General features: G+C 63.2%; 15 protein-coding genes. All 15 read left to right on the top strand.

All coding sequences use genetic code 11. The features are described from left to right. The first annotated feature begins 9 nt into the window (after window positions 1–9). Window positions 10–792, top strand: a complete 783-nt coding sequence (gene fliH, locus DM807_RS06460; RefSeq protein ID WP_069942261.1) for a flagellar assembly protein FliH — start codon at window positions 10–12, stop codon at window positions 790–792. Then, on the top strand, window positions 782–2,137 hold the full coding sequence (fliI, locus tag DM807_RS06465; protein ID WP_012273508.1) for a flagellar protein export ATPase FliI: 1,356 nt from the start codon (window positions 782–784) through the stop codon (window positions 2,135–2,137). Before fliH ends, fliI begins: the two co-directional genes overlap by 11 nt. A gap of 6 nt (window positions 2,138–2,143) precedes the next feature. Further along, complete coding sequence (gene fliJ / locus DM807_RS06470; RefSeq protein WP_179027176.1) at window positions 2,144–2,596, top strand: flagellar export protein FliJ; 453 nt, start codon at window positions 2,144–2,146, stop codon at window positions 2,594–2,596. A gap of 114 nt (window positions 2,597–2,710) precedes the next feature. Next, entirely contained in the window at window positions 2,711–3,016 is a 306-nt protein-coding gene (locus DM807_RS06475) for an STAS domain-containing protein (RefSeq protein ID WP_012273506.1), read from the top strand. An 8-nt stretch (window positions 3,017–3,024) separates the two neighbouring features. After that, window positions 3,025–4,716: a fused response regulator/phosphatase gene (locus DM807_RS06480; RefSeq protein ID WP_179027177.1), complete on the top strand. Its 1,692-nt coding sequence runs from the start codon at window positions 3,025–3,027 to the stop codon at window positions 4,714–4,716. Window positions 4,717–4,764: 48 nt separating this feature from the next. After that, on the top strand, window positions 4,765–5,112 hold the full coding sequence (locus tag DM807_RS06485) for an Hpt domain-containing protein (RefSeq protein WP_179027178.1): 348 nt from the start codon (window positions 4,765–4,767) through the stop codon (window positions 5,110–5,112). A gap of 72 nt (window positions 5,113–5,184) precedes the next feature. Then, on the top strand, window positions 5,185–6,450 hold the full coding sequence (locus tag DM807_RS06490) for a flagellar hook-length control protein FliK (protein ID WP_069942263.1): 1,266 nt from the start codon (window positions 5,185–5,187) through the stop codon (window positions 6,448–6,450). Window positions 6,451–6,601: 151 nt separating this feature from the next. Further along, the gene (gene fliL, locus DM807_RS06495) at window positions 6,602–7,099 is read left to right on the top strand and encodes a flagellar basal body-associated protein FliL (protein WP_012273502.1); all 498 of its coding nucleotides are present in this window, start codon (window positions 6,602–6,604) and stop codon (window positions 7,097–7,099) included. A 9-nt stretch (window positions 7,100–7,108) separates the two neighbouring features. Beyond that, window positions 7,109–8,077, top strand: a complete 969-nt coding sequence (gene fliM, locus DM807_RS06500) for a flagellar motor switch protein FliM (protein WP_012273501.1) — start codon at window positions 7,109–7,111, stop codon at window positions 8,075–8,077. 47 nt (window positions 8,078–8,124) lie between these two features. Then, window positions 8,125–8,589, top strand: coding sequence for a flagellar motor switch protein FliN (gene fliN, locus DM807_RS06505; protein ID WP_012273500.1), 465 nt, complete (start codon window positions 8,125–8,127; stop codon window positions 8,587–8,589). Between the two features lie 12 nt (window positions 8,590–8,601). Next, window positions 8,602–9,036: a flagellar biosynthetic protein FliO gene (fliO, locus tag DM807_RS06510; RefSeq protein ID WP_012273499.1), complete on the top strand. Its 435-nt coding sequence runs from the start codon at window positions 8,602–8,604 to the stop codon at window positions 9,034–9,036. Next, a complete protein-coding gene (gene fliP / locus DM807_RS06515; protein ID WP_060514507.1) occupies window positions 9,036–9,791 on the top strand; it encodes a flagellar type III secretion system pore protein FliP in 756 nt (251 codons plus the stop codon). The genes fliO and fliP overlap by 1 nt, the downstream gene beginning before the upstream one ends. A gap of 21 nt (window positions 9,792–9,812) precedes the next feature. After that, entirely contained in the window at window positions 9,813–10,082 is a 270-nt protein-coding gene (fliQ, locus tag DM807_RS06520) for a flagellar biosynthesis protein FliQ (protein ID WP_012273497.1), read from the top strand. A gap of 7 nt (window positions 10,083–10,089) precedes the next feature. Further along, window positions 10,090–10,866 (top strand): flagellar biosynthetic protein FliR, encoded by a 777-nt coding sequence (fliR, locus tag DM807_RS06525; RefSeq protein WP_012273496.1) that lies wholly within the window; start codon window positions 10,090–10,092, stop codon window positions 10,864–10,866. Window positions 10,867–10,868: 2 nt separating this feature from the next. Continuing rightward, complete coding sequence (flhB, locus tag DM807_RS06530) at window positions 10,869–12,011, top strand: flagellar biosynthesis protein FlhB (protein ID WP_012273495.1); 1,143 nt, start codon at window positions 10,869–10,871, stop codon at window positions 12,009–12,011. The last annotated feature ends 9 nt before the right edge of the window (window positions 12,012–12,020 follow it).

Raw genomic sequence — 12,020 nt, forward strand, 5'->3', positions numbered from 1 at the left:
GGCATTTCAATGTCCACCAAAGAACATCACCCCAGCGACCTGATCCGTGCCCGCGACCTAGAGGGCGTGGACGTATGGGCGCTGCCCAGCTTCGACCCCGAGCCAGAGCCCGTCCCCGAGCCTGAGCCGGAGCCTGAGGTCATCGAGGAAGAAGTCGAGGAAGTGCCGCTGGAAGAAGTCCAGCCGCTAACCCTGGAAGAGCTCGAAGCCATCCGCCAGGAGGCCTACAACGAGGGCTTCGCCACCGGTGAGCGTGAAGGCTTCCACAGTACCCAGCTTAAGGTCCGCCAGGAAGCCGAAGAGGCTCTGAAGGCCAAGCTGGACAGCCTCGAGCGGCTGATGGCCAACCTGATGGAGCCGATTGCCGAGCAGGACACGCAAATCGAGAAGTCGCTGGTACACCTGGTGGCGCACATGACCCGTCAGGTGATAGGTCGCGAGCTGCGCAACGATTCCAGCCAGATCACCCAGGTGTTGCGCGAAGCGCTCAAGCTGCTGCCCATGGGCGCGGACAATATCCGCATCCACCTCAACCCGCAGGATTTCGACCTGGCCAAGGCCCTGCGAGAGCGCCATGAGGAAAGCTGGCGGCTGCTGGAAGACAGCGCACTGCTGCCTGGCGGCTGCCGCATTGAAACGGCCCACAGCCGTATCGACGCGACCATGGAAACACGTATCGAAAAAGCCGTTGCACAACTGTTCGACCAGTTGCACGACCATTCCCTGCACCCTGCGGCGCCAGACATGTCGGTAGACCTGGGCAGCCCGGTGGATACCGCTGATGCACCTTGAGCGCACCAGTTTCGGCAAGCGCCTGGGCACCTACGCCGAGGCCATCGAACTGCCGGCGCAACCTGTCGTTGAAGGCCGCCTGCTGCGCATGGTCGGCCTCACCCTGGAAGCCGAGGGCCTGCGCGCCGCAGTAGGCAGCCGTTGCCTGGTGATCAACGACGACAGTTACCACCCGGTGCAGGTCGAGGCCGAAGTCATGGGCTTTTCCGGGCCCAAGGTGTTCCTCATGCCGGTTGGCAGCATCGTCGGCATTGCCCCGGGCGCCCGGGTGGTGCCGCTGGATGACGGCGGCCGCCTGCCCATGGGCATGAGCATGCTGGGGCGGGTGCTCGACGGCGCCGGCCGCGCGCTGGATGGCAAGGGCGGCATGAAGGCCGAGGACTGGGTGCCGATGGACGGCCCGGTGATCAACCCGCTCAACCGCGACCCTATCAGCAAGCCACTGGATGTGGGCATTCGCAGCATCAACGGTCTGCTTACTGTCGGCCGTGGTCAGCGATTGGGCCTGTTTGCCGGTACCGGTGTGGGTAAATCGGTGCTGCTGGGCATGATGACACGCTTCACTGAAGCCGAAATCATCGTGGTCGGCCTGATCGGTGAGCGGGGGCGCGAAGTGAAGGAATTCATCGAGCATATCCTCGGTGAGGAGGGCCTCAAGCGCTCGGTGGTGGTGGCCTCGCCGGCTGACGATGCGCCACTGATGCGCCTGCGTGCCGCCATGTACTGCACGCGCATTGCCGAGTACTTCCGCGACAAAGGCAAGAATGTGCTGTTGCTGATGGACTCGCTCACCCGTTTCGCCCAGGCTCAGCGGGAAATCGCCCTGGCCATCGGTGAGCCGCCGGCCACCCGGGGTTACCCGCCATCGGTGTTCGCCAAGCTGCCAAAGCTGGTGGAGCGGGCAGGCAATGGCGAGCCGGGCGGTGGTTCGATCACGGCGTTCTATACCGTGCTGTCCGAGGGCGACGACCAGCAGGACCCTATCGCCGACTCGGCACGGGGTGTGCTCGACGGCCACTTTGTGCTGTCGCGCCGGCTGGCTGAGGAAGGCCATTACCCGGCTATCGACATCGAAGCCTCGATCAGCCGGGTCATGCCCCAGGTGGTCGATGCCGACCACTTGCGCCAGGCGCAGAAGTTCAAGCAGCTGTGGTCGCGCCTGTCGCAAAGCCGCGACCTGATCAGCGTGGGTGCCTACGTGGCGGGTGGTGACCCGGAGACCGACCTGGCCATTGCCTTGCAATCGAAGCTGGTGGAGTTTCTGCGCCAAGGCCTGCGTGAAAACGTGGGTATGGCGCAGAGCCGCGAACAGCTGGGGGCGATTTTCACGCCCCCGGCAGGCTGATAAGCCATGGCGCTGCCCGGACGCGCCGCGCGCCTGGCGCCGGTGGTGGACATGGCCGAAGAGGCCGAGCGCAAGGCGGCTCAGCGCCTTGGGCACTTCCAGCAGCAGGTGGTCACGGCCCAGGCCAAGCTGGCCGAGCTGGAGCGCTTTCGCGAGGATTACCAGTTGCAGTGGATCAACCGCGGCGGGCAGGGCGTCAATGGCAGCTGGCTGGTCAACTACCAGCGTTTTCTTGGGCAGTTGGAAGCGGCCATGACCCAGCAGCGGCAAAGCCTGGTCTGGCATCAGAACAACCTCAACAACGCCCGTGGTGTCTGGCAGCAGGCCTATGCCCGGGTGGAGGGGTTGCGCAAGCTGGTGCAGCGCTACAAGGACGAAGCCCGGCGCGCTGAAGACAAGCGTGAGCAGCGGTTGCTGGACGAACTGTCCCAGCGCCTGCCTCGGCAGAGTCATTTATAGGTCTCGGGTGCTTGCCCTGGCACTTTCTGCGCCTGTGCCGAGCACTTGTCACCCCCGGCATCGCCTGCTAAACCTTAAGGAGTTGCATCCGCCATCATCGAAGGAATCGCTAGCATGGCAGTCGAGACTGATTTTTCGCAGGACGGGAAAAAGCTGACGATCAAGGTCAAGGGTCGCTTCGATTTCGGCAAGCATCAGGAATTTCGCGACGCCTACGAACGTCAGCCCGATCGGCCCGATTCGGTGGTCGTCGACCTGAAGGACACCACCTACCTCGACAGTTCCGCGCTCGGCATGCTGCTGTTGCTGCGCGACCACGCGGGCGGCGATGAGTCCGATGTGCGGGTGGTGCATGCCAGCTCTGACGTGCGCAAGATCCTCGCCATTTCCAATTTCGAAAAACTCTTCGATATCAGTTGAGCGCCGACATGCCGGCCGAACAGGCGTTGACCGTGCTGGTCGCCGAGGACGGGGCCGCCGACCGCCTGTTGTTGGCGCAGATCGTGCGCCGTCAGGGCCACCAGGTCGTCACCGCGGAAAACGGCGAGCAGGCGGTAGCGCTGTTCATCGAGCGGCGCCCGCAGTTGGTGCTGCTCGATGCGCTGATGCCGGTGATGGACGGCTTCGAGGCGGCGCGGCAAATCAAGGCCCTGGCGGGCGAAGCGCTGGTGCCGATCATTTTCCTGACCTCGCTGAACGAGGAGGAAGGCCTGGTGCGCTGCCTGGAAGCGGGTGGCGATGACTTCATGGCCAAACCCTACAGCGCGGTGATCCTCGCCGCCAAGATACGCGCCATGGACCGCCTGCGCCGGTTGCAGGCCACTGTGCTGGAGCAGCGCGACCAGATTACCCGGCACCATCACCACCTGCTGAACGAGCAGCGGGTGGCCAAGGCAGTGTTCGACAAGGTGGCCCACTCCGGCTGCCTTGGCGCGCCCAACATCCGCTACCTGCAATCGCCCTACGCGCTGTTCAATGGCGACCTGATGCTGGCAGCGTTTACCCCGGCCGGCGATATGCGCGTACTGCTCGGCGATTTCACTGGGCATGGCTTGCCGGCGGCGGTCGGCGCCATGCCACTGGCCGAGGTGTTCTACGGCATGACCGCCAAGGGCTACGGTATGGCGCAGATCCTGCGCGAGATGAACGCCAAGCTCAAACGTATCCTGCCAGTGGACATGTTCTGCTGCGCGCTACTGCTCAACCTCAGTATGCAGCGCGGTTCGGTGGAGGTTTGGAATGGCGGCATGCCTGATGGTTATCGCCTGTCGGTGGATGGCCAGGTGCTGTCGGTGCTGAATTCACGGCACCTGCCGCTGGGCATTCTCGCTGCCGAGCGCTTCGATGACAGCACTGAAGTGTTGCCGCTGGCGCCGGGCGAGCGCCTGTTGCTGCTGTCGGACGGCGTACTCGATACCGCCGACGACCAGGACCGCTTGTTTGGCGTGCAGCGCCTACGTCAGGTGCTGGCCGACAACCGCGACCCAGCGCAGTTGTTCGATGAACTGATGCAGGCCCTGGAGCGCTTTGGTGGGCGCCCACGCGATGACATCAGCTTGTGCGATATTCGCATGTTCACCGCCGATGAGCGGGTGCCGGCGCCGATGATCTACTCTGATAGCGGCCGCTCCAGCCCGCTGGACTGGTCGCTGGGCTTCGAGGTGCGTGGCGAGAGCCTGAAGCGCTTCAATCCGGTGCCGTATCTGGTGCAGTTGTTGCAGGAAATTCACGGCCTGCGCGCGCGCACCGGCAGCCTGCACAGTGTGCTCAGCGAGTTGTATTCCAATGCATTGGAGCATGGTGTGCTGGGCCTGGATTCTCAGCTCAAGCGCGATGTGCAGGGCTTTGCCGACTATTATCAGGAGCGCGCGCGGCGCCTGGGGTCGTTGACAGGCGGCTTTGTAAGCATCGATTTCAAGGTTGAACCCCATGGCGACGGTGGCCGTCTGAAGATTCAGGTGCGCGACAGCGGTGCCGGCTTCGACGTGCAGCGGGTACTTGCGCGGCCCTCGCGGGATCAGGGGCTTAGCGGCCGTGGTCTGAACCTGGTTCGGCGGTTGGCCAGTGACGCGCGCTGGAGTGATGGCGGGCGTTGCGCGCAAGTGGAGTTCGTATGGTGAGCCACCAGCTGGCTCGGGCATAATCTGGCTTGATCAAGGAGTGAACAAGTGTCTGACCTGCATATTGACCACAAGGTACTCAGCGACCTGCGTGAAGTCATGGAAGAGGGTTACCTGCAGTTGGTACAAACCTTTCTCGACGACTCCGAACGGCGCCTGGGCCAGCTGCACGCGGCCCAAAGTGCCGAAGAACTGGGTGCAGCCGCTCACAGCTTCAAGGGCAGCAGCAGCAACATGGGGGCGGTGGCCCTGGCCAACCTGTGCCAACAGCTGGAAGAGCGCGCACGGCGGCCCCCGCTGTACGGTATTGAAGACTTGATCAGCCGCATCGACCTGGAATTCGTCGAGGTGCAGCGCTTCTACCGTGGTGAGCAAGAACGTATTTCCGCAGGCTGATTCGCGAGTTGGCGCGAGTCTTGCCTGTCTCTGTCCGGATGATTTTTTTGTTTCTGGCGCGGAGACCGCTCGATGCCTGTCGCACCCAACCCTTTGTTGCAAGCCAATGCCGTTACCAATACCTCGCGTTCGGCCGCCATGCAGGCGGACAAGCCGCTGCAGGCGTTTGGCGGCAAGGGCGACGGCTTTGGCCAGGTGATGGCCAGGCAGGGCCGCGACAAGGTTGCCGGGCAAGATGACAAGGCCGCCCAGGCCAAGCCCAAGGACAAACCCGAGGCGGCAGCGAGCGGCAAGAAAGATCCCGCTGACAAAACCGCCGTTGCCGATGACGGCAACAAATTGCCTGCAGACGATGCCGCCCAGGCCGATACCGGGCTGCGTGATGCCAGCCTGGTGGCCGGCCAAGTCACCGATGCCCAGCCCGGCGCGCAACTGATCCAGGCCCAGGCCGAGGCGGTAGCGCCGGTGCTGCAGGCCGCCACCGCGCAAGCCCAGGTTGCCGCGACGTTGCCTGAAGAGCCTTCTGCCGAAGAGGCCTTCGACCCGGATGCCGACCCTCTGGCCAACTTGCCGACCCTGCGCCTGGCCCTGGAGCACAGTGCCCAGGCTAAGGGGGCTACCTCTGCACATGCCTTGGACCCCACTCAGGCCCAGGGTGAAGAGGGGCGGGCAGCCGTCAATACCTTGGCGAATCTGGTCGAGAATGCCGAAGGTGATAGCACCGAGTCCGGTGACAAGGCCTTCGGTGCCTTGGTCGAAGAGGGTCTGAAGGACACCAAGAGCGCCAGCAGCGACACCCGTGTCGATGATTTCGCCAACCGCCTGGCCAGCCTGACCCAGGCCGTCACGGCCAAGACCGCCAACGCCGTGCCGGCCAATGCCAGCCCGCTGCATCAACCGTTGCCGATGAATCAGAATGCCTGGGCCGAAGGCCTGGTCAACCGGGTCATGTACCTGTCCAGCCAGAACCTCAAGTCGGCGGATATCCAGCTGGAGCCTGCAGAGTTGGGCCGCCTGGACATTCGCGTCAATGTTGCGGCGGACCAGGCCACCCAGGTGACCTTCATCAGCGGCCACGCCGGCGTGCGTGATGCCCTCGACAGCCAGGTGCACCGCCTGCGCGAACTGTTCGCCCAGCAGGGCCTGGCGCAACCGGATGTGAACGTGGCCGACCAGTCGCGCGGACAGCAACAGCAACAGGGGCAGGCACAGGGCAGCAATCTGTCCGGGGTGGCGGCGCGCCGGGGCGAACAGGGTGGGGTTGAGGTTGCCGACAGTGCGCGGCCTGTGGAACAGCAGGTGGTTGTCGGCGACAGCGCGGTCGATTACTACGCCTGACCGCCGTTAACCTGGCCTCTTCGCGGGCTCGCCCGCGAAGAACGCGGTGCTGCAGATCCTGGTGAAACCGAGCCTCTGCAAAATCTGGCATAACACTTGCTCAAGCCAAGCCATCCTCCCTTGAACCCCCGATGGACGACGGATTATTGGCATGGCGAAGAGCGAAGCAGTCAAAGACCCCGCCACTAAAGGCAAACTCAAGCTGATCCTGCTGGCCGTCGTGGGCCTGTTGCTGGCGATCGGCCTTTCGGTGGGCGCTACCTGGTTCATCATGCACAAGAGCGAGCCGGCCCCGGCCGCCGACGCTGCAGCCAGCAACGTCAAGCCTGCGGCCATCTACGAAGCGCTGACCCCGGCCTTCGTGGTCAACTTCAACCAGAACGGCCGCCAGCGCTACATGCAGCTGAGCATCACCATGCAGGCGCGTAATCAGGCCGACCTGGATGCGCTCAAGGTGCATATGCCGGTGATCCGCAACAACCTGGTGATGATGTTCTCCGGGCAAGGCTTCGACACCCTTGCCAGCAGCCCGGTAGGGCAGGAGATGCTGCGCCAGAAGGCCACTGCGGTGGTCCAGGAAGTGGCGCAGAAAGAAGTCGGCAAGCCGGTCATCGACCAGTTGCTGTTCACCAATTTCGTATTGCAGTAGGAGTCCGCAATGGCCGTACAGGACCTGCTGTCCCAGGATGAAATCGATGCCCTGTTGCACGGCGTCGACGACGGGCTGGTGCAGACCGAGAGTGCATCCGAGCCTGGCAGCATCAAAAGCTACGACCTGACCAGCCAGGACCGTATCGTGCGGGGTCGCATGCCGACCCTGGAAATGATCAACGAGCGCTTCGCCCGTTACACCCGCATCAGCATGTTCAACCTGCTGCGCCGCTCCGCCGACGTGGCCGTAGGGGGTGTGCAGGTGATGAAGTTCGGCGAATACGTGCACTCGCTGTATGTGCCGACCAGCCTCAACCTGGTCAAGATCAAGCCGTTGCGCGGCACCTCGTTGTTCATCCTCGACGCCAAGCTGGTGTTCAAGCTGGTGGACAACTTCTTCGGCGGTGATGGCCGCCACGCCAAGATCGAAGGCCGTGAGTTCACGCCAACCGAACTGCGCGTGGTGCGCATGGTGCTGGACCAGTGCTTCGTCGACCTCAAGGAAGCCTGGCAGGCGATCATGCCGGTCACCTTCGAGTACATGAACTCCGAGGTCAACCCGGCCATGGCCAACATCGTCGGCCCCAGCGAGGCGGTGGTGGTGTCCACCTTCCACATCGAGCTGGACGGTGGCGGCGGCGACCTGCATGTGACCATGCCGTACTCGATGATCGAGCCGGTGCGAGAAATGCTCGATGCCGGTTTCCAGTCCGACCTGGACGACCAGGACGAACGCTGGGTCAAGGCCCTGCGCGAGGACGTGCTGGACGTTGCCGTGCCAATGACCGCCACGGTCGCCCGGCGCCAGTTGAAGCTGCGCGACATCCTGCACATGCAGCCGGGTGACGTGATCCCGGTGGAGCTGCCCGAGCACTTGGTGCTGCGCGCCAACGGCGTGCCGGCGTTCAAGGCGCGCCTGGGTTCGCACAAGGGCAACCTGGCCCTGCAGATTATCGACCCGATCGAACGCCGCTGACGGCGTGCCGGTCGCTCACAACGAATTGAATGCCTGTCGAGGAAACCATGGCTAACGAAAACGAGATCACCTCCGCAGAGGACCAGGCACTGGCCGATGAATGGGCTGCTGCCCTTGAAGAAACCGGCTCGGCCGGGCAGGCCGACATCGATGCGCTGCTGGGCGGTGATGCTGGCAGCAGCGGTTCTGGTCGCCTGCCGATGGAAGAGTTCGCCAGTTCGCCGAAGCCGAACGAAAACGTCAGCCTCGAAGGCCCTAACCTGGACGTGATCCTGGACATCCCAGTGAACATCTCCATGGAAGTGGGTAGCACCGAGATCAACATCCGCAACCTGCTGCAGCTGAACCAGGGCTCGGTGATCGAGCTCGACCGCCTGGCCGGCGAGCCCCTCGACGTGCTGGTCAACGGCACACTGATTGCCCATGGCGAAGTGGTCGTGGTCAACGAAAAGTTCGGCATTCGCCTGACTGACGTGATCAGCCCCAGCGAACGTATCAAGAAGCTGCGCTGAGTGAAGGGCACGATGCGCGCCCTCGCGGCACTAGCGGCGCTGCTTGGCAGCCACGCCTGCCTGGCTGCGGCTACGCCAGCGGCGACCCCGGTAGCGGCACCTGGCAGCCTCGGCGGGCAGCTGGCGCAGATGGTCTTCGGCCTGCTGTTGGTCGTTGGCCTGATCTTCTTTCTGGCCTGGCTGCTGCGGCGCCTGCAGAGCACGGCGGTGAAGGGCGGGCAGGTGATCGAGATTGTCGGCAGCCGTGCCATCGGCCCGCGTGACCGCCTGCTGTTGGTGCAGGTGGGCAAGGAGCAGATCCTGATCGGCCATACCCCCGGCAGCATCGAGGCGCTGCATGTGCTGGCCGAACCCGTGGAAGTACCGGCAAGCGCCCGTCAGGCGGCGCCGGAGTTTGCCCAGCGGCTGATGGAGCTGATGGGCAAGGACCCTAAGGACAACAAGTGATGAGCGGCGCGCTGCGTACGTTATTGACTCTGGCGCTGCTGCTGGCCGCGCCACTGGCCCTGGCTGCCGACCCGCTGTCGATCCCGGCCATTACGCTGTCCAATACCGCGGACGGGCAGCAGGAGTATTCGGTCAGCCTGCAAATCCTGCTGATCATGACTGCGCTGAGCTTCATCCCGGCGTTCGTCATCCTGATGACCAGCTTCACCCGCATCATCATCGTGTTCTCGATCCTGCGCCAGGCCCTGGGCCTGCAGCAGACGCCATCGAACCAGTTGCTCACCGGCATGGCGCTGTTCCTGACCATGTTCATCATGGCCCCGGTGTTCGACCGGGTGAACCAGGACGCCCTGCAGCCTTACCTGAAGGAGCAGATGACGGCCCAGCAGGCCATCGACAAGGCCCAGGGGCCGCTCAAGGACTTCATGCTGGCGCAAACCCGGCAAAGCGACCTCGACCTGTTCATGCGCCTGTCCAAGCGTACCGACATCGCCGGCCCCGACCAGGTGCCGCTGACCATCCTGGTGCCAGCGTTCGTCACCTCCGAGTTGAAGACGGCGTTCCAGATCGGTTTCATGATTTTCATCCCGTTCCTGATCATCGACATGGTGGTGGCCAGTGTGCTGATGGCCATGGGTATGATGATGCTGTCGCCGCTGATCATCTCGCTGCCGTTCAAGATCATGCTGTTCGTGCTGGTGGATGGCTGGGCGCTGATCATGGGCACCCTGGCCAGCAGTTTCGGCGGCGTCTGACGCCGTCAAGGAGAGCCGCCGATGACACCTGAAGTAGCTGTCGACCTGTTCCGTGACGCCCTGTGGCTGACCACCTTGATGGTTGCTGTGCTGGTTGTGCCTAGCCTGTTGGTGGGCCTGGTGGTGGCGATGTTCCAGGCTGCCACGCAGATCAACGAACAGACCCTGAGCTTTTTGCCGCGCCTGTTGGTGATGCTGATCACGTTGATCGTCGCCGGGCCGTGGCTGGTGCAGAAGTTCATGGAGTACATCACCACCCTTTACACCAACATCCCGCAGCTCATTGGTTGATGCGGCGATGCTGGAACTGACCGATACGCAGATCGGCACCTGGGTCGCCACCTTCATCCTGCCGTTGTTCAGGGTGACCGCGGTGCTGATGACCATGCCGATCTTCGGTACTCGCATGTTACCTGCGCGGGTACGCCTGTACGTGGCGGTGGCGATTACCGTGGTGATCGTGCCGGCGCTGCCGCCGCTGCCTGAGTTCGACCCGCTGAGCCTGCGCGGTTTGTTGCTGTGCGCCGAGCAGATCATCGTCGGCGCGCTGTTCGGCCTAGCCTTGCAGCTGCTGTTTCAGGCCTTCGTGATTGCCGGGCAGATCGTCGCGGTGCAGATGGGTATGGCCTTCGCCTCGATGGTCGACCCTGCCAACGGCGTCAACGTCACGGTGATCAGCCAGTTCATGACCATGCTGGTGAGCGTGCTGTTCCTGTTGATGAACGGCCACCTGGTGGTTTTCGAGGTACTGACCGAGAGCTTTACCACGTTGCCGGTGGGCAGTGCACTGGTGGTCAACCACTTCTGGGAACTGGCCGGGCGCATGGGTTGGGTGTTTGCCGCCGGCCTGCTGCTGATTCTGCCGGTGATCGCCGCGTTGCTGGTGGTGAACATCGCCTTTGGCGTGATGACCCGTGCCGCGCCGCAGTTGAATATCTTCTCCATCGGTTTCCCGCTTACCCTGGTGCTGGGTATGTTCATCTTCTGGGTAGGCCTGGCCGATGTGCTGTCCCACTATCAGGCATTGGCCAGCGAGACGCTGCAATGGCTGCGTGAACTGGCGAGGGCGCGCTGAGCATGGCGGAAAGCGAGAGCGGTCAGGACAAGACAGAAGACCCCACCGAGAAGCGCAAGCGCGATGCTCGCGAGAAAGGCGAAATCGCCCGCTCCAAGGAGCTGAACACGGTGGCGGTGACCCTGGCGGGCGCCGGCGGCCTGTTGGCGTTTGGCGGCCACCTGGCCGAGACGTTGCTGAGCATGATGCGCATGAATTTTAGCCTGACTCGCGAGGTCATCGTCGACGAACGGGCCATGGGCGCGTTCCTGCTGGCCTCGGGAAAAATGGCGATATGGGCGGTGCAGCCGGTTTTGATCCTGCTGTTCGTTATTTCTTTCGTAGCGCCCATTGCCCTCAGTGGTTTTCTGTTTTCCGGCAGCCTGCTGCAGCCAAAATTCAGCCGCATGAACCCGCTGTCCGGGATCAAGCGCATGTTTTCGATGAACAGCTTGACCGAGCTGCTCAAGGCGCTGGCCAAGTTTTTCGTGATCTTGATCGTGGCGGTGGTGGTGCTGTCCAACGACCGCCAGGCCTTGCTGTCGATTGCCAATGAACCGCTGGAGCAGGCCATCATCCACAGCCTGCAGGTGGTGGGCTGGAGCGCCTTGTGGATGTCGGCCGGGCTGCTGCTGATCGCTGCGGCGGACGTGCCGTTCCAGCTGTACCAGACGCACAAGAAAATGAAAATGACCAAGCAGGAAGTGCGCGACGAGTACAAGGACAGCGAGGGCAAGCCCGAGGTCAAGCAGCGCATTCGTCAGTTGCAGCGCGAGGTGTCGCAGCGGCGCATGATGGCGGCGGTGCCGCAGGCCGATGTGATCATCACCAACCCGACGCACTATGCGGTAGCGTTGCAGTACGACCCGGAGAAGGGCGGAGCGGCGCCGCTGCTGCTGGCCAAGGGTAGCGACTTCATGGCTTTGAAGATTCGTGAAATCGGCGTGGAGCACAAGATCCAGATCCTCGAGTCACCAGCGCTGGCGCGGGCGATTTACTACTCCACGGAGGTTGAACAGGAAATCCCTGCCGGCCTGTACCTGGCCGTGGCTCAAGTGCTGGCCTATGTGTTCCAGATCCGTCAGTACCGCTCCGGCAAGGGCAAGCGCCCTGAGCCGTTGAAAGACGACCTGCCGATCCCGCCGGACCTGCGCCGCGACAGCTGATGCGCCACG

It is taken from the genome of Pseudomonas hunanensis (genome assembly GCF_013393325.1).
Lineage (GTDB): Bacteria > Pseudomonadota > Gammaproteobacteria > Pseudomonadales > Pseudomonadaceae > Aquipseudomonas > Aquipseudomonas putida_P.

Bases quoted from the DNA above. Each gene is read 5' to 3' on its own strand.
- fliH (WP_069942261.1), top strand. From the start codon at position 10: ATGTCCACCAAAGAACATCACCCCAGCGACCTGATCCGTGCCCGCGAC.
- fliI (WP_012273508.1), top strand. From the start codon at position 782: ATGCACCTTGAGCGCACCAGTTTCGGCAAGCGCCTGGGCACCTACGCC.
- fliJ (WP_179027176.1), top strand. From the start codon at position 2,144: ATGGCGCTGCCCGGACGCGCCGCGCGCCTGGCGCCGGTGGTGGACATG.
- DM807_RS06475 (WP_012273506.1), top strand. From the start codon at position 2,711: ATGGCAGTCGAGACTGATTTTTCGCAGGACGGGAAAAAGCTGACGATC.
- DM807_RS06480 (WP_179027177.1), top strand. From the start codon at position 3,025: ATGCCGGCCGAACAGGCGTTGACCGTGCTGGTCGCCGAGGACGGGGCC.
- DM807_RS06490 (WP_069942263.1), top strand. From the start codon at position 5,185: ATGCCTGTCGCACCCAACCCTTTGTTGCAAGCCAATGCCGTTACCAAT.
- fliL (WP_012273502.1), top strand. From the start codon at position 6,602: ATGGCGAAGAGCGAAGCAGTCAAAGACCCCGCCACTAAAGGCAAACTC.
- fliM (WP_012273501.1), top strand. From the start codon at position 7,109: ATGGCCGTACAGGACCTGCTGTCCCAGGATGAAATCGATGCCCTGTTG.
- fliN (WP_012273500.1), top strand. From the start codon at position 8,125: ATGGCTAACGAAAACGAGATCACCTCCGCAGAGGACCAGGCACTGGCC.
- fliO (WP_012273499.1), top strand. From the start codon at position 8,602: ATGCGCGCCCTCGCGGCACTAGCGGCGCTGCTTGGCAGCCACGCCTGC.
- fliP (WP_060514507.1), top strand. From the start codon at position 9,036: ATGAGCGGCGCGCTGCGTACGTTATTGACTCTGGCGCTGCTGCTGGCC.
- fliQ (WP_012273497.1), top strand. From the start codon at position 9,813: ATGACACCTGAAGTAGCTGTCGACCTGTTCCGTGACGCCCTGTGGCTG.
- fliR (WP_012273496.1), top strand. From the start codon at position 10,090: ATGCTGGAACTGACCGATACGCAGATCGGCACCTGGGTCGCCACCTTC.
- flhB (WP_012273495.1), top strand. From the start codon at position 10,869: ATGGCGGAAAGCGAGAGCGGTCAGGACAAGACAGAAGACCCCACCGAG.